At 67.7% G+C, this 19,197-nt stretch carries 19 protein-coding genes and 3 tRNA genes; 8 read left to right on the top strand and 14 right to left on the bottom strand.

From position 1 onward, the window contains the following. The 3 genes from KDH83_RS11800 to yddG all read left to right on the top strand — a co-directional run. Positions 1-193: hypothetical protein (locus tag KDH83_RS11800; protein ID WP_212315803.1), on the top strand; the 193-nt coding region annotated here is incomplete at its 5' end. A gap of 478 nt (positions 194-671) precedes the next feature. Further along, complete coding sequence (locus KDH83_RS11805) at positions 672-2,189, top strand: sensor domain-containing diguanylate cyclase (RefSeq protein WP_249205036.1); 1,518 nt, start codon at positions 672-674, stop codon at positions 2,187-2,189. Positions 2,190-2,296: 107 nt separating this feature from the next. Continuing rightward, positions 2,297-3,172, top strand: coding sequence for an aromatic amino acid DMT transporter YddG (gene yddG, locus KDH83_RS11810; RefSeq protein WP_249205037.1), 876 nt, complete (start codon positions 2,297-2,299; stop codon positions 3,170-3,172). A 28-nt stretch (positions 3,173-3,200) separates the two neighbouring features. Here yddG and KDH83_RS11815 read toward each other — a convergent pair whose 3' ends face one another. After that, a complete protein-coding gene (locus KDH83_RS11815) occupies positions 3,201-3,389 on the bottom strand; it encodes a hypothetical protein (RefSeq protein ID WP_103273540.1) in 189 nt (62 codons plus the stop codon). A 319-nt stretch (positions 3,390-3,708) separates the two neighbouring features. Between KDH83_RS11815 and KDH83_RS11820 the strand changes: the two genes are divergently transcribed. Then, positions 3,709-3,936 carry a hypothetical protein gene (locus tag KDH83_RS11820; protein ID WP_212315805.1) on the top strand — a complete coding sequence of 76 codons (228 nt, stop codon included), beginning with the start codon at positions 3,709-3,711 and terminating at the stop codon, positions 3,934-3,936. Positions 3,937-4,268: 332 nt separating this feature from the next. On the opposite strand, the gene KDH83_RS11825 is transcribed toward KDH83_RS11820, so the two are convergent. The 3 genes from KDH83_RS11825 to egtD all read right to left on the bottom strand — a co-directional run bounded on the left by KDH83_RS11825 (position 4,269) and on the right by egtD (position 6,860). Beyond that, positions 4,269-4,345, bottom strand: a tRNA-Met gene (locus KDH83_RS11825). Positions 4,346-4,545: 200 nt separating this feature from the next. Further along, entirely contained in the window at positions 4,546-5,847 is a 1,302-nt protein-coding gene (gene egtB / locus KDH83_RS11830) for an ergothioneine biosynthesis protein EgtB (RefSeq protein WP_212315807.1), read from the bottom strand. Positions 5,848-5,891: 44 nt separating this feature from the next. Further along, entirely contained in the window at positions 5,892-6,860 is a 969-nt protein-coding gene (egtD, locus tag KDH83_RS11835) for an L-histidine N(alpha)-methyltransferase (protein ID WP_212315809.1), read from the bottom strand. Positions 6,861-7,173: 313 nt separating this feature from the next. On the opposite strand from egtD, the gene KDH83_RS11840 reads away from it, so the two are divergent. Next, positions 7,174-7,509 carry a DUF883 family protein gene (locus KDH83_RS11840; RefSeq protein ID WP_103273545.1) on the top strand — a complete coding sequence of 112 codons (336 nt, stop codon included), beginning with the start codon at positions 7,174-7,176 and terminating at the stop codon, positions 7,507-7,509. 113 nt (positions 7,510-7,622) lie between these two features. Here KDH83_RS11840 and KDH83_RS11845 read toward each other — a convergent pair whose 3' ends face one another. The 6 genes from KDH83_RS11845 to KDH83_RS11870 form a co-directional block, all read right to left on the bottom strand. Next, the gene (locus KDH83_RS11845) at positions 7,623-9,281 is read right to left on the bottom strand and encodes an FMN-binding glutamate synthase family protein (RefSeq protein ID WP_212315811.1); all 1,659 of its coding nucleotides are present in this window, start codon (positions 9,279-9,281) and stop codon (positions 7,623-7,625) included. Positions 9,282-9,483: 202 nt separating this feature from the next. Continuing rightward, positions 9,484-10,707 carry a YeeE/YedE family protein gene (locus tag KDH83_RS11850; protein WP_212315813.1) on the bottom strand — a complete coding sequence of 408 codons (1,224 nt, stop codon included), beginning with the start codon at positions 10,705-10,707 and terminating at the stop codon, positions 9,484-9,486. A 382-nt stretch (positions 10,708-11,089) separates the two neighbouring features. Next, positions 11,090-11,884 (bottom strand): hypothetical protein, encoded by a 795-nt coding sequence (locus KDH83_RS11855; RefSeq protein ID WP_212315815.1) that lies wholly within the window; start codon positions 11,882-11,884, stop codon positions 11,090-11,092. Positions 11,885-11,999: 115 nt separating this feature from the next. Further along, a complete protein-coding gene (locus KDH83_RS11860; RefSeq protein WP_212315822.1) occupies positions 12,000-13,280 on the bottom strand; it encodes an arsenic transporter in 1,281 nt (426 codons plus the stop codon). Positions 13,281-13,302: 22 nt separating this feature from the next. Continuing rightward, positions 13,303-14,247 (bottom strand): AEC family transporter, encoded by a 945-nt coding sequence (locus KDH83_RS11865; protein WP_212315824.1) that lies wholly within the window; start codon positions 14,245-14,247, stop codon positions 13,303-13,305. A 69-nt stretch (positions 14,248-14,316) separates the two neighbouring features. Then, entirely contained in the window at positions 14,317-15,207 is an 891-nt protein-coding gene (locus KDH83_RS11870) for a DMT family transporter (protein ID WP_212315827.1), read from the bottom strand. Between the two features lie 252 nt (positions 15,208-15,459). Here KDH83_RS11870 and KDH83_RS11875 point away from each other — a divergent pair, with 252 nt between their 5' ends. Then, complete coding sequence (locus KDH83_RS11875; protein ID WP_212315829.1) at positions 15,460-15,900, top strand: GNAT family N-acetyltransferase; 441 nt, start codon at positions 15,460-15,462, stop codon at positions 15,898-15,900. A 162-nt stretch (positions 15,901-16,062) separates the two neighbouring features. Here the strand turns inward: KDH83_RS11875 and KDH83_RS11880 are convergent. The 3 genes from KDH83_RS11880 to KDH83_RS11890 form a co-directional block, all read right to left on the bottom strand. Next, positions 16,063-16,147: transfer RNA gene (locus tag KDH83_RS11880), tRNA-Leu, on the bottom strand. 214 nt (positions 16,148-16,361) lie between these two features. After that, positions 16,362-16,706, bottom strand: coding sequence for a hypothetical protein (locus KDH83_RS11885; protein WP_212315831.1), 345 nt, complete (start codon positions 16,704-16,706; stop codon positions 16,362-16,364). A gap of 13 nt (positions 16,707-16,719) precedes the next feature. Next, on the bottom strand, positions 16,720-17,160 hold the full coding sequence (locus KDH83_RS11890; RefSeq protein WP_249205038.1) for a hypothetical protein: 441 nt from the start codon (positions 17,158-17,160) through the stop codon (positions 16,720-16,722). A gap of 137 nt (positions 17,161-17,297) precedes the next feature. Between KDH83_RS11890 and KDH83_RS11895 the strand changes: the two genes are divergently transcribed. Beyond that, complete coding sequence (locus tag KDH83_RS11895) at positions 17,298-18,050, top strand: hypothetical protein (protein WP_212315835.1); 753 nt, start codon at positions 17,298-17,300, stop codon at positions 18,048-18,050. A 43-nt stretch (positions 18,051-18,093) separates the two neighbouring features. Continuing rightward, a complete protein-coding gene (locus KDH83_RS11900) occupies positions 18,094-18,705 on the top strand; it encodes a DTW domain-containing protein (protein ID WP_212315837.1) in 612 nt (203 codons plus the stop codon). A gap of 211 nt (positions 18,706-18,916) precedes the next feature. On the opposite strand, the gene KDH83_RS11905 is transcribed toward KDH83_RS11900, so the two are convergent. Beyond that, positions 18,917-19,001, bottom strand: a tRNA-Leu gene (locus tag KDH83_RS11905). Between the last annotated feature and the right edge of the window lie 196 nt (positions 19,002-19,197).

A 19,197-nucleotide genomic window follows, 5' to 3' on the forward strand; every position in this document is an offset into this window, starting at 1 on the left:
GTATTGGAGGGGGCGGGCCCGGGGGCGCGAACAGGAACGCGCCGACGCCGAGGCCCGCCTCCCGGCCAGGGCCGGGCAGGCCCGCAAGGAGGTGGAACATGTGCGTGAGAACGTGGCTCGCAGCGATGACGATGCCGTGGCTGCTCGGCTCAAGTCTGGCTGGGTGCGCGGCGGTCCCGAAGACCGGGGTTGAATACTGCGACCATGCCCGGCCGGTCTATTTTGGAACTGCGGCTGAGGTCGATGCCACGCCGCCAGGTGTAAGGAGGCAAATTCTGGAACATAATGAAACGGTCGCGCGCCTCTGCGTTTTGCATTAAATTGGGGACGCGGTGTTTTCACCCTATGCTGTTTGGTCATGGACCGGGCCGGGTTGCAGCCGATTCAGCCCGTAGAGGCATTGAATCCGTTCCGGCGGACGCGGCACGGCGGTAACAGTTGCTGGCGCTCATTGTGTGATTGCGGGGTTCTGCAATAATTTCTGACTTTCTCTTCCCGCCGCTTATCGGCCGGAACGAGGCATCGGGAGGCGCTATGGGGCGGGAATTGCTGTTCGGGCAGCGCGCGTGGCGCAAGGCGCCGCGCGTTTCGAGTGCCATGGGTTTCTGACGATCATGACCGACGGCGAGAGCTTGGTCTCCGTGCGGGCGCGTCCGCCACGCCGGTATTCCATGCGCACCGGTCTGTTGCTGCTGGTGTTCGCCTGTATTTTCCCGGCGCTGGTGGTGGCCTCGATGGCGGTGTACGAGAGCTACCTCATCCAGAAAGAGCGCATATTCCGCGACACGATATTCCTGGCCCGTAATCTCACGGCGATCCTCGATCGCGAGTTGACGGCGGTCGAGGCCGGGATGCAGATGCTGGCGTCTTCCCCCGACCTGGTGGCGGGCGACCTGCCCGCGTTCCACCAACGCGCGCGCGACGCGGTGCGATTCCAGATTGCCGACAGCTACGTGCTGACGGACAGGGCGGGCCGGCAGGTCCTCAATACCCAGGTTCCCTACGGCACGGCGCTGCCGATGAGCCGCGTACCGCGCGATCTGGATCGCGTGTTCCAGTCGCGCGCGCCGGTGCTCAGCGGCCTGTTCACCGGCGCGGTCAGCGGCAATCCCACTATTGCCCTGGGCGTGCCCGTGCTGCGCGGCGATGAGGTGGTCTACAGCTTGAACGTGGGCTTGTCGCCCGAGCGCATCGGCAATGTGCTGGGCCGCCGGTCCTTGCCCGAAGGCTGGGTGGCCGCAGTGCTGGACGGTTCCGGCACGATCGTCGCGCGTACGCGCGACACGGCCAAGTTCGTCGGACAGAAGGCGGTGCCGGCGCTGGCGCGCGCCGTCCAGGACGAGAGCGAAGGGTCGCTGGAGACCCTGACCAAGGAAGGCACGCCGGTCTACACGGCTTTCAGTCGTTCCGCCTTGTCGGGGTGGACCGTCGCCGCCGGCGCGCCCATGACGCTGGTCACCACGGATCTCTATCGTTCGATCGCCTGGATCGCGCTCGGCACGCTGGCGGCTTTCGGCCTGGGACTGTGGCTGGCCTTGAAGCTCGCCAGCCGCCTGACCTCGGCCGTGCAGGGGTTGGTCGGGCCGGCGCTGGCGCTGGGGGAAGGGCGGCCGGTGGAGCTGCCGCGCACCAATGTGAAGGAAGCGGTGGAGGTGGGATCGGCATTGCAGCAGGCCTCGCGGATGCTGGCACACGCCCAGCACCTGGCGCACTACGACCCCTTGACCGGCCTGTGCAACCGCGTGCTGTTCGGTGAACTGGTGCTGCGTGAACTGGCGGTGGCGCAACGCAGCGGCGCGTCGTTCGCCATCCTGGCGATCGACCTGGACGGTTTCAAGGCCGTGAACGACATGCACGGGCACGCCGCCGGCGATACCGTGCTGAAAGAGGCCGCAGACCGGATGGCCAATGCCATCCGCGTTTCCGACGTGGCGGCGCGGCTGGGCGGCGACGAGTTCGCCGTCCTGTTGCTGGCGGCCAATCGGGAAAGCGCCCAGGCCGTGGCCGAGGCGCTGGTGGAAAGCCTGTCGCTGCCCTATGCCAACGTCAGGGTCGCGGTGTCGGCCAGCGTGGGCATCGCCGTCTACCCGCAATCGGGCACGACGATGCTGCAGCTGCTCGAGCGCGCCGATGTGGCCCTGTACCAGGCCAAGGGACTGGGCAAGCGGCGGGTCGCATCCGATGTGTGAGCGGCCGGGCTGGCGCCCGGCAGGCTCGCCGGCCATTGGTTAAACTGCCCGGCTTTGGCGCCCCGGCTGTTCGGGGAGCCGCCCGCGGCGGCCGGAACGCCGCCACCTTGTCCGGCCTTGCGGCGGTCGCGCTATGGGGCACCGTTGTCGGTCTGATCCGGAGCGTCAGCGAGAACTTCGGCCCGATCGGGGGCGCGGCGCTGATCTATACGGTCGGGTCGGCCTTGCTTCTGGTGCTGCTGGGGTTTCCGCGCCTGGGCGCGTTTCCGCGCCGCTATCTCGTCGTCGGCAGCGTGCTGTTCGTGTCCTATGAAATCTGCCTGTCGCTGTCGCTGGGTTTTGCCGTCGACCGCGCGCAGGCCATCGAGCTGGGCATCGTCAACTATCTATGGCCGTGCCTGACGGTGGTCTTCGCCATGCTGATCAACGGCCAGCGCGCCAGCGCCTGGGTCGTGCCGGGCATCGCGCTGTCGCTGTGCGGGATCGCCTGGGTGGTGGGCGGCTCGGCCGGCCTGTCGTGGGAGCGCAGCATCGCCAACGTCTCGAGCAACCCTCTGAGCTACGGGCTGGCCTTTTGCGGCGCGATCATCTGGGCGGTCTACTGCAACGTGACCAAGCGATATGCCGACGGCAAGAACGGCGTGGCCCTGTTCTTCATGCTGACGGCGGCGGCCTTGTGGGTCAAATACCTGCTGGCGGGCGAGGCAACGCTGCGTTTCGCGTGGCCGGCGATGCTGGAGCTGCTGGTCGCGGGCAGCGCCATGGCGGCGGGCTATGCCTTGTGGAACATCGGCGTGCTCAGGGGCAACCTGACGCTGCTGGCCACGGCCTCGTATTTCACGCCGGTGCTGTCCACGCTGTTTGCCGCGCTCTGGCTGTCCACGCGGCTGACCATGGCCTTCTGGCAAGGCGTGCTGATGGTCACGGCAGGGTCGCTGCTGTGCTGGGCGGCGACGCGCGGCCGGCCTGCAAGGGCAGGCTAGCCGCGACGGGAGAGAGGGCGGTAGCCGCCTAGCGGACCAGCGTCTGGGCGACGGCGTAGCCGATCGGAATGACCAGCAGCGACGCGAACAGCGCGCTGACGATCGTCGCCGAAATCTTGAGCCAGGGCTCGGGCCCCGCGCTTTGCACCGTCTGAACCATCAACGTGACGATACCCACAACCATCAAACAGCTCATTGCCACTGCGATGTAAGTCATGTTGTCTCCGTCTTCGCCTGATTGAAGGGCTACGGCATGCCGCTGGGCGGTCTTGTTGTTTGACTTGATTGTGCGCCTGCTTTCGCGGGCAGGGCCTTAGGGGTTGTACTGACGGGACGCGGGATCTGTGGCGTCCTGGCCGCGCAGCTTGCAGCAAAAACGCGTGCTTGAATCTGCGATCCCGGCTTGTGGATCCTCTGGCTGCCAGGATTTGCGCGGGTTTCTTGATTTCGCCGCGCTGCGCAATCGGTTCGAGCGGCCGCAGGCGCGGGACTTTGCGTTACGATGATCCTCCCTTCTTGTCGACCCGTTTCGCGACATGTCACACAAACTCCGCCCCGGCACGCGCGCGACCCTGCAGGTCAGGCAGCTGATGCCTGGCGAGTTCGCATGGATCATCACGCTGCTCGATCCCGAAAGCGGCAACGTGCGCAGCACGAATTATTCGGAACGGCGCTATGGCAGCCAGGACGAGGCGTCCTCGGCGGGTAAGTCCGCGGTGATGGCATATCTGTCGGACGCGGCGCCGCCGGCGGCGCATGCTTGAACGCCGCCTGGCTCGCGTCGCAGTGATGAACGATACCGCTACCGCTGCTTCGGAAAGCGGCGCGCTGGCGGCCTTGGGGCGCTGGCGAGGTGGGTCTGGTAACGGGCCTGGTCACGGCTCTTGGCGATGGTCCAGCAGCTCGGCGCGGCCCTCCTTCCGGGAGGTGCAGCAGTCTTTCCGCGCACTTCGACGACCTGGCATTCCTCCGCCGTTTTCACTTGTGCTTACCCCACGGCGTGGCCGGGGCGGGCGGCAAGCATCACACCGGCCATGGTCGCAGCGGCAAGCCCAAAATAAAAGGCCCGCAATTGCTTGCGGGCCTTTGAATTCCTTGGTGGCGCATCCCTGATTCGAACAGGGGACCTGCGGATTATGATTCCGTCGCTCTAACCGGCTGAGCTAATGCGCCATCTCGTTTGCTTTTTCACTTGACCTAGCGTTTTCACGCCGGGCTGCTGCGTCAGCAACGAAGAAAGAAATTCTAGCACGAAAAAATTTGTCCGTGCAATAGCCCGGAAAGAAATCGGCATGGATGCCAACCTGATTCCCTCCCCAGGCCCCAAGGCCTCAGGTCCGCGGGGGGCGGTGCGTGTCGAATCCAGGCCGGCCTCAGGCGTCCCGCGCCAGCCGGATCCCGGAAAACTGCCAGCGCGCCTCGGGCGGGAAGAAATTGCGGTAGCTGGCCCGGATGTGGCTGCGCGGCGTGACGCAGGAGCCACCGCGCAGCACGTACTGATTACACATGAATTTGCCGTTGTATTCTCCCACCGCGCCGCTGTCCGGCCGGAAGCCGGGATAGGCCTCGTAGGCGCTGCTGGTCCACTCCCAGGCGTCGCCGTAAAGCTGGGCCGGGCCCGACCAGCCTGGCCGGGCGGGCGCGGGACGCGTATCCAGGTGGCCGCTTTCCAGCATGTTGGCGTGCGCGCCGGGGCTGCCGTCAGGCTGGCGGCGCGCGGCTGATTCCCATTCGGACTCGCGTGGCAGCCGGACCCGCGCCCAGCGGGCGTAGGCGTCGGCCTCGAAGTAGCTCACATGCGTGACGGGCGCCTGCAGCTCCAATTCCTGCATGCCGTGCAACGTGAAGACTTGCCAGTCGTCGCGCTCGCCTTCCCAGTAGAGCGGCGCGCGCCAGCCCTCCGCGCAGACGCGGTCCCATCCCTGCGACAGCCACAGTTCCGGCCGCGAATAGCCGCCGTCGCGGATGAAGGCCAGGTATTCGTGCTGCGTCACCAGTCGGTTGGCCAGGTGGAAGCGGCCCAGCAGCGTGTCATGGGCCGGGCCTTCATTGTCGAAGGCGAAGCCGTTGCCGTCATGGCCGATGCGGGTCACTCCGCCCGCGTACTCGGTCCAGCCGGCCGGCGTGGCGGGCGGCAGGGCGGGGGCGCCGTTGGCCGCGTAGGCCGGCCTGAGCGGGTTGGCGTACAGCAGGTGCTTGATGTCGGTGAGGATCAGTTCCTGGTGCTGCTGCTCGTGGTTGAGCCCCAGTTCCAGCAGGGCGTCGAATGCCGCGTCGCCGGCCTGGCGGGCGATCAGCGCGTGCATGGCTTCGTCCACATGCTCGCGGTAGCGCAGTATCTCGGCCAGGTCCGGGCGCGTGAGCAGGCCGCGCTGCGGCCTCGGATGGCGCGCGCCGATGGCGTTGTAGTAGGAGTTGAACAGCATGCGGTAGCTGGGATGGAAGGCGCGATAGCCCGGCGCGTGGCGGCTTAGCAGGAAGGTCTCGAAGAACCAGGTGGTGTGCGCCAGATGCCATTTGACGGGGCTGCAGTCCGGCATGGATTGCGCCTGGCAGTCTTCGGGGCTGAGTGGCGCGGCCAGGGCCGCCGTGGCCGCGCGCACGGCGTCGTAGCGGCCGGGCAAGCCGGCCGGGCCGCTGGTTCCGGGGCGGGTCAGCAGGCAGGCAGAGTCCATGCGTATCCTCCTGGGGGCGTTGATGGGGCCTGGGCCAGGCGGCCTCAGGCGCGGGCGAGGAAGACGGAAAACCAGCCGCGCGCGTCCGACCAATGGCGCACGTCGCGGTAGCCGGCGCGTTCCAGCAGCTCCTGGAAGGCGTCGGGCGTGAATTTGTACGAGTTTTCCGTGTGGATGCGGTCGCCGGCCTGAAAGGCGCGTTCGCCGCCCGGCCAGCGCACGCGCAAGGCGCGGCGCGCCTCCAGGTGCATTTCGATGCGCGAGCGCTCGGCGTCGTACAGGGCGACATGACGCCAGTCCCCGACCTGGAAATCGCTGGCCAGCAGCGCGTTCACGTGCCGCAACAGGTTCAGGTTGAAGGCCGCCGTCAGTTGCAGCGCATCGTCGTAGGCGGGCTCGAGCACCTCGCGCGGCTTGACGCGGTCCACGCCGATCAGCAGGCCGCCGTCCGGACAGAGCCCGCGCACATGCCGCAACATGGCCAGCGCGTCGTCGGGATTGAGATTGCCGATGCTGGAGCCGGGATAGAAGAACAGGCGTCGTGCGGACGGAATGTCGGCGGGCAGGGACAGGCCCTGCGAGAAATCCTGTCCCAGCGGCGTCACCCGCAGCTCGGGATAGGCCGGGCGCAGGCGGCGCGCGGCGGTTTCCAGGTAGTCCGTGGAAATGTCGATGGGCACGTAGCGGCGCGGCCGCAGGACGGGGAACAGGCGCTCGGCCTTGGCGCAGTCGCCCGCGCCCAGGTCCAGCAACGTGTCCACGGCGCCGGCGTGGCACGCGATGGCGGCGCCGTGCGCGGCATGGATTTCGGCCTCGCAGCGCGTCGGGTAGTACTCGGGCAGCTGCGTGATGGCGGCGAACAACGACGAGCCGAGCGCGTCGTAGAGGAACTTCGGATCGATGTGCGCCGGGCGGTCCAGCAGCCCGTGATGCAGTTCCAGCCGCTCGGCGCTCCAGCCCGGCGGTGGCGATAGCGGCGGCGCGGCCGCCAATCGTGCGGAAGGGGTAAGCATGCGTCCGGCTCCTGGTAGAGGCCGCTGAAGCGCAGCGCGGAACGCCCATTGTCGCGGCCCCACGGGGCCGGGTGTCAAGCGCCAAGCCCCTGAATGCAATGGACTTTTACCAAATCGGCTGTGCGCGCGCCCTGGGACGGGGTCGTGAAATATCGATTTACGGCTGGTTGCCAACGCTCGGGCGGGATCGGCGGCCACTGGTCACAATGCAGGCGTGGACCAGGGCCGCGGGCCCCCGGCGGAGCCCGGGCGCCAGGCGCGCAGCCGCCGGACGCCGGTCCGCGCATCCGACGAACCAGAACAAGGAGCGACCATGAACAGAAAGTCCCAACGCGCTGAGATTGCCCTGCACCGCGCCCGCGTGAGCGACAGCTTCCAGGAACTGCTGGCCGGCACGGAAGACCTGCTGCGTTCGACGGCCTCTTATACCGGCTCGGAGATCGAGGCAGCGCGCGAGCGGCTCAAGCGCCAACTGGCCGAGGCCCGCGAATCGGCGGGAGAGTGGGAAACGGCGGCCCGCCAGCGCGCCCGCCGCGCTTCGGTCTACGCGGATGAGGTCGTGCACGAGCACGCCTGGAAATCGGCGGGCGTGGCCGCGCTGGTGGGGGTGCTGCTGGGATGCTGCCTGGCGTCGGGCGGCCGGCGCTGAACGGTCGCGGCGGGCGTCCCGCAGTGGAATGTCCGCCGTAGTACGCCGCCGCAGGAGCGCCTGCCGCAGGAACGCCTGCCGCCTTGCGGTTACGGCGCCGGCGGCGGGCGGATTCAGCTTGGCACTGCCTGCAATTCGTGCTTGCGGGCCAGCGCCGTCGTGAGGTCGTGCGTGGGCTGGAACGAGTTCGCCTGCGCCATGGCCCAGCCGGTCTGGAAGACCTGGTGGCGGAACTCGCCGTGCAGCAATTCGCCGGGCGCCAGTTCCGGGAACAGCGCCGACAGCAGCCGGATCTCGCTGGAGGAAATGCGCCGCGCGATGTGATGCGGGCGCAGCTGGCCGGGATGCGTCAGGCCGGCGGCCGCCAGCAGCTCGGCCAGCGCATGCAGCGTGTTGCGATGGAAGTTGGCCACGCGCTGCGCCTTGTCGGGCACGACCAGCGCGCGCTGGCGCAGCGGGTCCTGCGTGGTGACGCCGGTGGGGCATTTGCCGGTGTGGCAGGCCTGGGCCTGGATACAGCCGATGGCGAACATGAAGCCGCGCGCCGAGTTGCACCAGTCCGCGCCCATCGCCATGACGCGCGCCATGTCGAAGGCGGTGATGATCTTGCCCGACGCGCCCAGCTTGATGCGGTCGCGCAGGTTCACGCCGATCAGCGTGTTGTGGACCAGGCGCAGCGCTTCGCGCAGCGGCGTGCCGACGTGGTCGACGAACTCGACCGGGGCCGCGCCCGTGCCGCCCTCGGCGCCGTCCACCACGATGAAGTCCGGCGTGATGCCGGTTTCGAGCATGGCCTTGACGATGGCGAACCATTCCCACGGATGGCCCACGCAGAACTTGAAGCCCACCGGCTTGCCGCCGGACAGCTCGCGCAGCCGCGCCACGAACTTCATCAGGCCGATGGGCGTGTCGAAGGCCGAATGGGTGGCGGGCGAGTTGCAGTCCTGCCACGGCGCGACCCCGCGCGCCTCGGCGATCTCGGGCGTGACCTTGCCGGCCGGCAGGATGCCGCCGTGGCCGGGTTTGGCGCCCTGCGACAGCTTGATCTCGATCATCTTCACCTGCGGCGTACAGGCGTTCTTGACGAAGGCTTCCTCGGAGAACGCGCCGTGCTCGTCGCGGCAGCCGAAGTAGCCCGAGCCGATGTTCCACACCAGGCCGCCGCCCGGCTGCCGGTGATAGCGGCTGATGCCGCCTTCGCCCGTGTCGTGGGCGAAATCGCCCTGACGCGCGCCTTCGTTCAGCGCCAGGATGGCATTGGCCGACAGCGCGCCGAAGCTCATGGCGGACACGTTGAAGGCCGACATCGAATACGGCTGCTTGCAGTCCGGCCCGCCGACGGTGACGCGGAAATCGGTGTCCTCGATGTGCGAGGGCGACATGGAATGGTTGATCCACTCATAGCGGTCGCCGTAGACGTCTTCCTGCGTGCCAAAGGGACGCTTGTCGATCTCGCGCTTGGCGCGCTGGTAGACGATGGAACGCTGCGCGCGCGAGAAGGGCGCGGCCTGCGTGTCGTCTTCCAGGAAATACTGGCGGATCTCAGGGCGGATGAACTCGAACAGGAAGCGCAGATTGCCCAGCACCGGGTAGTTGCGGCGGATGGCGTGGCGCGTCTGGATCAGGTCGTAGACGCCCAGCGCGGCCAGCAGCGCCAGCGGCACGGCGGCGCACAGCCACCAGGGCGAGGCCATATAGGAAAGGACGGCCGTCGCGGCAGTGCCCAGCAAAGTCAACAGAAAGGCCGTGTAACGGCCGGCGATCCAGCGCATGTCCATCTCCGGGATTCGGGGTGGAGCTAACCATACACCAGCGCGGCGGCGACGTTGTCCCGCCGCGTGGAAAGAGTATCCCGCGATTGGGGTTTGCTCGGGGGCGGGACGCGTGTCGCGGAGCCGGCCGGGCGGGCGGTCGCTCTTGAATCGGCGTTGCAACGAAAAAGCCCCCTGTAACAGGGGGCTTGGGGACAGCGCGTCAGCAGCTCGACGCCGGCGGCGTCTTTTCCACGGCCAGGCCGAACAGCGGACGCAGGCGCACGCCCAGCGCGCTACCCAGGAAGGCGGCCGGCAGCCAGAGCCAGGCGTGCAGGCTGCCCGACAGGATGCCGCTGAAGTAGGCGCCGATGTTGCAGCCGAAGGCCAGGCGCGAGCCGTAGCCCAGCAGCAGGCCGCCGATGACGGCGCCGGCCAGCGAGCGCGCCGGCACTTTCCAGACCGGCGCGAACTTGCCGGCGGCGCTGGCCGCGGCCAGCGCGCCTAGCATCAGGCCCAGGTCCATGACCGTGGTCACGTCCTGGCGCAGCGGCGCGGCCAGCGAGGCCTGCTTGCTCCAGTAGGTCCAGGCGGCCACGTCGCCGCCCAGCGCGTCCAGCGTCTTGGCGCCCCACAGCGCGAAGGCCGAAGTCACGCCCCAGGGGCGGCCTGCCAGCGCCAGGGTGGCGAAGTTCAGCGCGACCAGCGCCACGCCGCCCCAGATCAGCGGCCAGGGGCCTTGCAGCAGCGAACCCGGCCGCGCGGTGCGCGAGGCGAAGGAGATCACATGGCCGTGGCGGCGCTTTTCCAGCGCGGTGGCGGCCCAGGCGATGAGCGCGAAGACGGCCAGGTTGGCGATCAGCGCGGGCGCCAGGCCCCAGCTCTTGACCAGCGAGGTCGGCGCGAGCGCCGGCAGCGTCGACCACCAGCCGAAGTTGGCCGTGGCGATGACCGAGCCGACGATGAAGAACAGCAGCGTGACCACCATGCGGGTATTGCCGCCGCCGACCGCGAACAGCGTGCCCGAGGCGCAGCCGCCGCCCAGCTGCATGCCGATGCCGAACAGGAAGGCGCCCAGCAGCACCGATACGCCCGGCGGCGAGACGAAGCCGGCCACGGGCTGGCCGAACAGCGAGCCTTGCGACAGCACGGGGAAGAACAGCAGCACGCCCAGGCCCAGCATGAACATCTGCGCGCGCAGGCCGGCGCCGCGGCGATCGGATACGAACACGCGCCAGGCCTGGGTGAAACCGAAGGACGCGTGATACAGCGCCACGCCCAGCAGCGCGCCGACGATCCATAGCGCGCCCTGGCGCCAGCTGACGCTCTGGTTCAGATAGACGGCGCCGGCGGCCACCAGCAGCAGCGCGATCCACAGGGGGGCGCGATTGGCGCGGATGGGCGGCAGGGCCGAGGGCAGGGGCAGGGTGGAGGCGTTGGCGCTCATGGATGAGTCCCGGAGAAAAAACGGAAAGCAGAACGTGGCCGCGCCTGGGGCGGCGCTCGTGCGCCCGGAGGCGGCGCTGGTCCGTCGCGCAGGGCCACGAAAAACGGGCGCGTCAGCGCACCCGTGGAAAGGGCGTCAGTCTACGCGCTGGCGTAAATATCTCAAACCACAAATGTGTGCTTGATAAATAGCTATAAGTAATAAAGTGGCGCATGGGGCAGGCGACCGTGCGGCCTGGACTGGCTTGTGCGTCCAGGGGATCCGGGCCGGCGCCGGGGGGACTGGCTCGCGTCGGGGCCTCCGTTCGGCCCGTCCAGTCGGCGCATGCGCCTTGATGGGCCTGCCAGCGCCCGTCGGCGTCCCATCCCTTTCCTCTCCGCCGCTACTCCAGGATCTCCGCGAAATCCTCGGCATAGCCCAGCAGCAGCACCTTGCTGGCCTGCACGGCCAGGGCCAGCTCGCGCCAGGCCGGCGCGGCCTCGTCCTGTGCGTCACCCTGAATGTGATACAGCTCGGTCAGGTCCGCCACCAGCCGCTGCGCCTCGTCGGCGCTGGGCGCTTGCGGGCGGATGAAGCCCAGCCAGGCCGCGCCGATGCCGAAAAAGCGGTAGCCGTGCCGCGTTTCCAGGCGACGGATGATGGCGTGGTTCTGGAACACGTCCCAGTCGGCGGAAAAATAGCCGTTGACCATGCCGGCGATCAGCAGATTGTCTTCCGGCACGGGCACGCGCTGCACATAGACGACCTGGTCCAGCACGCGCTGGGGATCCCGGTTCATCGCGGCCAGCGCGGCGATGTCGTCGGCGCTGGCGTAGAGCGTGCCGGGCAGCGATTCCCAGGCCTGTTGCAGCTGCGGATCCTGAAGCTGGGCCACCACGTGCGCCAGCCGGCGCGACTCATAGGCGCGCACGGACTCGGGATCGTCCAGGTCCAGGTCGTCGTAGTCGTAATCGAAGGTCAGGCGCTCGTCTTCCAGGGCGTGGCCGCTGGTGTAGCAGCTCTGGTTCACGTCGTCGAGCGTGCACAGGTAGCGGTATTGCGGCTCGGCGGCGCGCAGGCGCTCGGCGACCTGCAGGACCTGTTCCAGCGTCGGCGCGTCCGACAGCCGGCTGGCGCTGAAGCTGTCCACGGGCCGGAAGCTGTAGGTTTCGCGGTAGTCGACGAGGGTTTCCTGCATGGCGGCTCCTGTTGCGGGCGATGGCGCGGGGCGGATGCGCGATGCTAGCACCGCGGCGCGTCATGCACGCCGGCGCGACCGGCCCTCCGCCGGCCACGCCGGAATGGCCTAGCGCCTACTGCAGGCGCCAGGCCAGCGCCGCCAGCGTCAGCAGCAGCACCGGCAGCGTCAGCACCAGGCCGACGCGGAAGTAATAGCCCCAGGTGATGCGCAGGCCCTTGCGCGCCAGCACGTGCAGCCACAGCAGGGTGGCCAGGCTGCCGATCGGGGTGATCTTGGGCCCCAGGTCGCTGCCGATCACGTTGGCGTAGATCATGGCGTCCTTCACCGGGCCCACGGCGCTGGTGTCGGCGATGGACAGCGCGCCGACCAGCACGGTGGGCAGGTTGTTCATGACCGATGACAGGAAGGCCGTCGCCAGTCCGGTGCCCATCGCCGCGCCCCACACGCCGTATTCCGCGCAGCGTTCCAGCACCTGGGTCAGGTAGGCGGTCAGGCCGGCGTTGCGCAGACCGTACACCACCAGGTACATGCCCAGCGAGAACACCACGATGTGCCAGGGCGCCCCGCGCATGACGCGCCGCGTGCCGACGATGTGCTGGCGGCCGGCGATCAGCAGCAGGCCCAGCGCGCCGGCGGCCGCGATGGCGCTGACCGGAATGCCCAGCGGCTCCAGGATGAAGAAGCCCGCCAGCAGCAGCGCCAGCGCGCCCCAGCCGGCGCGGAAGGTGACCGGGTCGCGCACGGCCGAGGCGGGGGCGGGCAGCTGGCTCACGTCGTAGCGCGGCGGGATGCTCTTGCGGAAGAACAGCAACAGCACCGCCAGCGTGGACGCCACCGCCATCAGGTTCACCGGCACCATCACCGAGGCGTACTCGCCGAAGCCGATGCCGAAGAAGTCCGCCGACACGATGTTGACCAGGTTGGAGACGATCAGCGCGATGCTGCCGGTGTCGGCGATGAAGCCGGCGGCCATGACGAAGGCCAGCGAGGCGCCGGGGCCGAAGCCCAGCGCCAGCAGCATCTCCATGACGATGGGCGTCAGGATCAGGGCCGCGCCGTCGTTGGCGAACAGCGCCGAGACCACGGCGCCCAGCAGCACGATCAGCACGAACAGCAGCCGTCCGCGGCCGCCGCCCCAGCGCGCCACGTGCAGCGCCGACCACTCGAAGAAGCCGGCCTCGTCCAGGATCAGGCTGGTGATGATGATGGCGATGAAGGTCGCGGTGGCGTTCCAGACGATGCGCCAGACGTCGGGGATGTCGCCGGGCTGCACCACGCCGGTGGCCAGCGCCAGGGCGGCGCCGATCAGCGCGCTCCAGCCGATGGACAGGCCGCGCGGCTGCCAGATGACGAGGGTGATGGTCAGGATGAAGATCGCGGCGGCAAGCAGCATGGCGGGGCTTTCAACGAGGCAGTCAGTTGAGGGGATGGGCGCTGATCCAGGCCACCAGCAGGCTGATGGTGAGCACCGAGGCCAGGGTCGAAACGAGGATGGCGCGCGAGGTCAGGCGGGCGTCGCGCCCGTACATGCGCGCCAGCATGAAGGGGCCGGTGCCGATGGGTAGCGCGCTCATCAGCACGGCGGTCCAGGCCCACAGCGGCGGCATGTCGAACACCAGGAAGGCCAGGACCGCCGTGGCGGCCGGCTGCAGCAGCAGCTTGCCCAGCACCAGCCGCAGCACGCCGGGGCCGGGGCTGGCCGTCTCGGTCTGCGCCAGGAACAGGCCGATGGCCACCAGCGCGCAGGGGCTGGCCGAGGCGCCCAGCAGCGTCACGTAGCGGTCCAGTCCTTCGGGCAGCGCGATGCCGGTGGCGGCCCAGGCCAGGCCTGCCACGGGCGCGGCCAGCAGCGGGTTGCGCATCAGCGCCTGGCCGACCTTGAGCAGGGTGGCGCCCAGACCGGGCGCCTGCTGGCGGTCCAGCTCGATCAGGGCGATGGCGCAGCCGAACAGCACGCTGGCCGTCAGCAGCGTGGCAAACGCCGCCGGCGCCAGGCTTTCCGCGCCGAACAGGGCTACGCACAGCGGAATGCCCATGTACCCCGCATTGGCGTAGGAGGCGGCCAGGCCTTCGATGCTGCGGTCGGTCAGCGCGCGTCGCGCGCCGCGCCGGCCGGCGAAACCGGCGACGAAGGTGATGGCGATGCCGCCAGCGAAGGCGCCGACGTAGCCCCAGTGCGCCATGGCGGCCAGGTCGACCTGGGTCATGGCGCGGAACAGCAGCGCCGGCAGCGACAGATAGACCACGTAGCGGTTGAGCGCGTCGGTGGCGCCGCTGCCCAGGAGGTTCCAGCGGGCCGCCAGCCAGCCGGTCAGGATCAGCGCGAAAACCGGCAGGGCGGCGGTGATGACGGCGTTCATTGGGGGCGGACGTGGGCAGGGCGGCGCGAAGCCGCCCATTCTACTTGGCCGCTGGCGGCCGGGTCCGTGCTACCTGGCGGCCGCCGGCCGCGCCCGTGTCACCAGCAGGATGCCCAGCGCCGCCAGCGCCATGCCCGGCCAGGCCAGCGCCGGAATGGCCTCGTCCAGCGCCGCATACGCGATCACGGCCGAGCAGGGCGGCACCAGGAAGAATAGCGCGGACACGCGCGAGGCCTCGCCGTGCCGCAGCATGGCCAGCAGCAGCGAGATGGCCACCAGCGAGTTGCCGATCACCAGATAGGCCAGCGAGCCGAACAGCGCCCCGGTCCATTCCACCCGCATGGGCTCCAGCCAGAACGCCAGCGGGGCCGACACCAGCAGGCCCACCGAATACTGCACCAGGTTCGAGACCACCGGATGGGTGTCCGTGCCGTAGCGCTTTTCATACAGCGTGCCGCCGGTGATGCACAGCAGCGCCGCCACCGCGTAGGCCAGTCCCGCCGCCGATTGCAGGTCCACCGAAGCCTTGGCCACGATCACCAGCCCCGCGCCCAGCACGCCCAGCGTCAGCCCGGCCCAGCGCCGCGCGTCGACGCGCTCGCGGGCGATGGCCGGGGCCAGCAGGCCGACCAGAATGGGTTGCAGCGAGGTGATCAGAGCCACGCCGCCGGCCGAGATGCCGTGCGCCAGCGCCAGGTAGGTGAAGCCGAAGTAGCCGGCCTGCAGCAGCAGCCCCACCATGGCCAGATGCGTCCACACGCGCGGGCTGGCCGGCATGGGCGGGCGCAGCGCCAGCAGCAGGGGCGTCAGCAGCGCCACGACGCAGGCATAGCGCAGCGCCAGGAAGGTCAGCGGATCGGCGTAGGCCAGGCCGATCTTCAAGACCACGAAGCCGCTGGACCACAGCAGCAGGAACATGAGGGGCGCGGATTTCAACCAAAGCGGAGCAGGAGTGGGCATGGTGTCCGGTGCGTGGCGAAAGCAAGCCACGATGGTACGCCCATTTGGCTAGATAGTTGCAATTGCATCTATTCGCCGTTTTCCGCCGATCTGTTGTTTCCTGTCGATCCATTGCGCCAGGTCGCTGTTTTCTCCCGGGTTCATTTGAGAGAATATGACTGGCAAGGCGGTCCCGCGCGTTGGGGCATTTTCCCGATGGCGGCCGGCCTTGGCATGGAAACCATGATCAGCCCAGGCAGCAAGGAAACACGCATGAATACCGCGACATCAAGCATACGCATCAGTTTGGGAACCTGGGACCGCCTGCGCGAGGATGCGACCGGCGTACGCCACGAGGTCTTCGTGGTCGAACAGCGCGTGCCGGTGGAAGTCGAGCTCGACGACGACGACGCGGTATCGGTGCACGCCGTGGCCTACGACACGGACGGCACGGCGGTGGGCACCGGGCGCCTGTTGCCCGATGGCCATATCGGCCGCATGGCCGTGCGCAAGCGTGCGCGCGGCCTGGGCGTGGGCGGGCAGATCCTGGACGCGCTGATCGGCCAGGGGCATGGCGACGGGCACCGCATGCTGGTGCTGCACGCGCAGACGCATGCCGCCGGCTTCTACGAGGCGCACGGATTCCAGGTGGAAGGCGACGAGTTCATGGAAGCCGGCATCGCGCACGTGGTGATGACGCGGGTGCTGGGCTAGGAGGGCAGGACTGCGCTGGCCGCCTGGGTGTGGCCAGCGTGGGGCTGGCGTGGAGCCATCGAGCCGTTCACATCCGCCGGATGCGGAAAAGAAAAAACCCCACATGTTTTCACATGCGGGGTTTTTTTGGCGCATCACGCAGGTAGTTCGTGATGTAGTAATTGGTGCCCAGGAGAGGACTCGAACCTCCACACCTTGCGGCACATGGACCTGAACCATGCGCGTCTACCAATTCCGCCACCTGGGCGCTGTTGCTTCACTTGGCACGTTTCCGCTTTCGCGTTGCGTTTCTTGTTCAGCAGCAGAGGAACGAGATTATGCATACTTTTTTGAAAGTGTGCAAGTCATGTGGCGTTTTTTTAAACATTTTTGTTGTGGGGATGTTCGGGGCGGGGCGCGCCTGCCTTCGCGCCGTTGCCGCGGGCTGGAAATGCAGGCTGGAAATGCGCGGTCGGGCGTCGTCAAGGCTCGCTCACCTCGACGCCATATCCCAGGGTTCGCAGATGCGCGGCCAGGCGCTCGGCGATGTCCAGATCGGCGCCCAGATGCGCCAGCACATAGATCCGCCCCGGCGCTTCCAGCACGAACTCGCAGCGATGCGGCCAGTCGGGTTTGCCGCCGGGCGCGTCACCGTGTTTGCCACCGGGTGTGCCGTCTTTATCGGTGCTGATGGCGCAGTAGGGCTTGCCGTCCGTATCGGACACGCCCGATGCGCAGATGCTTTCCAACCCTCGCAGCAGCGGCCTCAGGTGCTCCGTCAGGCTGGACAAGCCAGGGCTGACCCGCAATTCCAGTTCATAGCCCATCGGCGGGTCTTCTTCAGGTATCGTAGTCGCCGCTATCCCACGGCTCGCTGAATGCCATGTAGTCGCCGGGCATCAGGCTGATGGTCAGCCTGTAGTCGTCTTCGTCCTCGTCTTCTTCGCGCTCATTCGGAATCAGTCCGAATCGCGTGCCGAATTTTTCCACCTGGAACGGCGCGATTTCGATCCGCTCCAGGGAAAACTCCCCTAGCTGATCCACCCTCTGCTGGATCATGGCATCCCTGGCGCCATGGTCCATCGTGGCGCGGGGGCCGAACTCGTCGATGAACGCTTCCAGGAATTTTCCGGCCGGGTCGAACAGGAACAGCGCGACGAATTCGTTGCCGGGTCGCAGGGCCTCGAATGGCGTTGTGATGAAGAACTGCCGGCCGTCCGAGGTCTTGCCGACCAGGTCGGCATGGTAGCCGTCGTAATCAATCGCGATGAGCTTGGGCAATGCAATGGTCATGTCTGCCTCGTCGGGAGTGGGGGCGTCATGCAGGGAGGGGCATGTGGTACCTTGGCGGCCGGTGGGCAAGCCCATCCGCGCCGCGGAGCCATCTGGCCTGGTTCCTGGTCGGCCGGCGTCAACCCGTGGAACTCTACATCAACGCCATGACAAGCTCTCCTGGGAATCTTCTCCTGCAATTCATCGAGGACGAATCCTCGGCGCTTCGGCGTGGCGAGCGAGGCGCGTTCTACCCCGACAACCATCACCTGATCACGCCGCTCATCGTCCGCGCGCCCAGGCTGTTGTCCGAGGAAGATCGGGTCGAGCTGTATTTTCACCTGCTCAGGGGGGACGTATGCCCGTCGATCAAGGCGGAAGGCGAGTTCGAACTGCTCCGCGCGGCCCATGCGCGCGTGCTGCCGCTGCTGTCCGAGGGCTATCCGGCGTGTACGCTGCCGCGCGCCCGGGGCTTGTTTCTTTTTGGCCTGGATGATCGGGGCGCGTTGCCGGACGAACCGCCGGCCACCCTGGCGTCCTATATCGGGCATCTGGCGTTCTGGCGTTACGCGGACTCGTTCTGGCATATGCCGGGAATGCTGAAGAAGCGCGCAAAGTTCGTGGAGCTTGCACAGGATGGGGCGCGGCTTGCCCGTGTCCGGAAAGTCCTGCTCGGCATGCGGCTGCGCGAGGACCTGCCGATGGCGACGTGCCTGTGGTTCTGGTCGTTCGTTTTCCTGGCGCTGCAGGACGAGGCGGCGGGGGCGGCCGTGGTCGACAAGATCCTGGCCGAGAGCGTTTCCGTCGATGATGCGGAATTGATCCGTTCCTGCCTGCTGCGATATCTGGCCGTGTCCGAGCGGCCCGGGCTGGCGGCGCTTGTCGAGGCGCGTCCGTGACGGGCGGGCGGCTATCCGGGCGGCTATCTATATAGTGTCGGCCATGTTCCGCTCCGTCTGCCTGCGCTGCAAGCGCCCCGAATCCCATTGCCTGTGCGCGTCGATCCCGGCGCTCGCGCCGCGCACCCGCGTCGTGGTGCTGCAACACCCGAGCGAGGCGCGCCATCCGCTGAACACGGCCCGGCTGGCCGTGCTGGGGCTGGCCGGCGCGCGCCTGCTGGTGGGGGAGCGCTACACGCCGCAGGACTGGATGGCGCCTGGCTACGCACCGCACCTGCTGTTTCCCGGTCCCGGGGCGCGAGTGCTGGGGCAGGGGATGGACGGCGGCGAGCCGGCGCAGCCCATCCAGCTGATCGTGCCCGATGGCACCTGGACGCATGCGCGCAAGCTGGTGCGCCTGAATCCCGAGCTGGCCGCGCTGCCTCGCGTCATGCTGCAAGAGGGCCTGGCGTCGCGCTACCGGGTGCGTCATGCCGATATCGATGGCGCCCTGTCATCCATCGAGGCCATCGTGCATGCGCTCAACGCGATCGAGGCGCCGGCGAGTTTCGACGCGCTGCTCGATCCCTTTGAACGCATGATCGACCTGCAGATCGAGGGCATGGGAGAGCATCTGTATGCGCGGCATCACTTGATGCGCAAGCCGCGACGCTAGCGTCGTGGCGGCAACGGCGCACTTCGTACCTGTGGCTGCAGCCGTAGGGAAGGGCGAATAACGCGGGAAGGGCGTATATCGCGGGATGGGCGCCCGTCCGGTATCGTCCGAATACCGGGGCGCAAAGCAAAAGCCCCGGAATCTTGCGATTTCCGGGGCTTTGAGCCTTTTATTTTCAGAACGAAATGAATTCGTGCTGAGTAGAATTCCGTGGTGCCCAGGAGAGGACTCGAACCTCCACACCTTGCGGCACATGGACCTGAACCATGCGCGTCTACCAATTCCGCCACCTGGGCACTGAATAAGAGATGTCAGGACTTTGTGATACGCTGCCGTTCAATTCAGCCAAGACTACAGTCTTGTTGATTCAAGCGCTGATTTGAACTTTGGTAGCGCCGCGATCACACTATTTTTTCGGTTGGTCTTACAATCTGGTTTTTGAAACACAGCTTGCAAACTTCACCGGCCCTTCTCTTTTGCTTTCAGTGTTCA

Source organism: Achromobacter sp. Marseille-Q0513 (genome assembly GCF_018195695.1).
Classification (GTDB): Bacteria; Pseudomonadota; Gammaproteobacteria; order Burkholderiales; family Burkholderiaceae_B; genus Achromobacter.

What these genes read in the sequence shown, in the direction of transcription:
- KDH83_RS11840 (WP_103273545.1), top strand. Translation starts at nt 7,174, where the DNA reads ATGAACAGAAAGTCCCAACGCGCTGAGATTGCCCTGCACCGCGCCCGC.
- KDH83_RS11875 (WP_212315829.1), top strand. Translation starts at nt 15,460, where the DNA reads ATGAATACCGCGACATCAAGCATACGCATCAGTTTGGGAACCTGGGAC.
- KDH83_RS11900 (WP_212315837.1), top strand. Translation starts at nt 18,094, where the DNA reads ATGTTCCGCTCCGTCTGCCTGCGCTGCAAGCGCCCCGAATCCCATTGC.
- KDH83_RS11815 (WP_103273540.1), bottom strand. Translation starts at nt 3,389, where the DNA reads ATGACTTACATCGCAGTGGCAATGAGCTGTTTGATGGTTGTGGGTATC.
- egtB (WP_212315807.1), bottom strand. Translation starts at nt 5,847, where the DNA reads ATGGACTCTGCCTGCCTGCTGACCCGCCCCGGAACCAGCGGCCCGGCC.
- KDH83_RS11865 (WP_212315824.1), bottom strand. Translation starts at nt 14,247, where the DNA reads ATGAACGCCGTCATCACCGCCGCCCTGCCGGTTTTCGCGCTGATCCTG.
- KDH83_RS11855 (WP_212315815.1), bottom strand. Translation starts at nt 11,884, where the DNA reads ATGCAGGAAACCCTCGTCGACTACCGCGAAACCTACAGCTTCCGGCCC.
- egtD (WP_212315809.1), bottom strand. Translation starts at nt 6,860, where the DNA reads ATGCTTACCCCTTCCGCACGATTGGCGGCCGCGCCGCCGCTATCGCCA.
- KDH83_RS11885 (WP_212315831.1), bottom strand. Translation starts at nt 16,706, where the DNA reads ATGGGCTATGAACTGGAATTGCGGGTCAGCCCTGGCTTGTCCAGCCTG.
- KDH83_RS11820 (WP_212315805.1), top strand. Translation starts at nt 3,709, where the DNA reads ATGTCACACAAACTCCGCCCCGGCACGCGCGCGACCCTGCAGGTCAGG.
- KDH83_RS11850 (WP_212315813.1), bottom strand. Translation starts at nt 10,707, where the DNA reads ATGAGCGCCAACGCCTCCACCCTGCCCCTGCCCTCGGCCCTGCCGCCC.
- KDH83_RS11860 (WP_212315822.1), bottom strand. Translation starts at nt 13,280, where the DNA reads ATGCTGCTTGCCGCCGCGATCTTCATCCTGACCATCACCCTCGTCATC.
- KDH83_RS11805 (WP_249205036.1), top strand. Translation starts at nt 672, where the DNA reads ATGCGCACCGGTCTGTTGCTGCTGGTGTTCGCCTGTATTTTCCCGGCG.
- KDH83_RS11870 (WP_212315827.1), bottom strand. Translation starts at nt 15,207, where the DNA reads ATGCCCACTCCTGCTCCGCTTTGGTTGAAATCCGCGCCCCTCATGTTC.
- KDH83_RS11845 (WP_212315811.1), bottom strand. Translation starts at nt 9,281, where the DNA reads ATGCGCTGGATCGCCGGCCGTTACACGGCCTTTCTGTTGACTTTGCTG.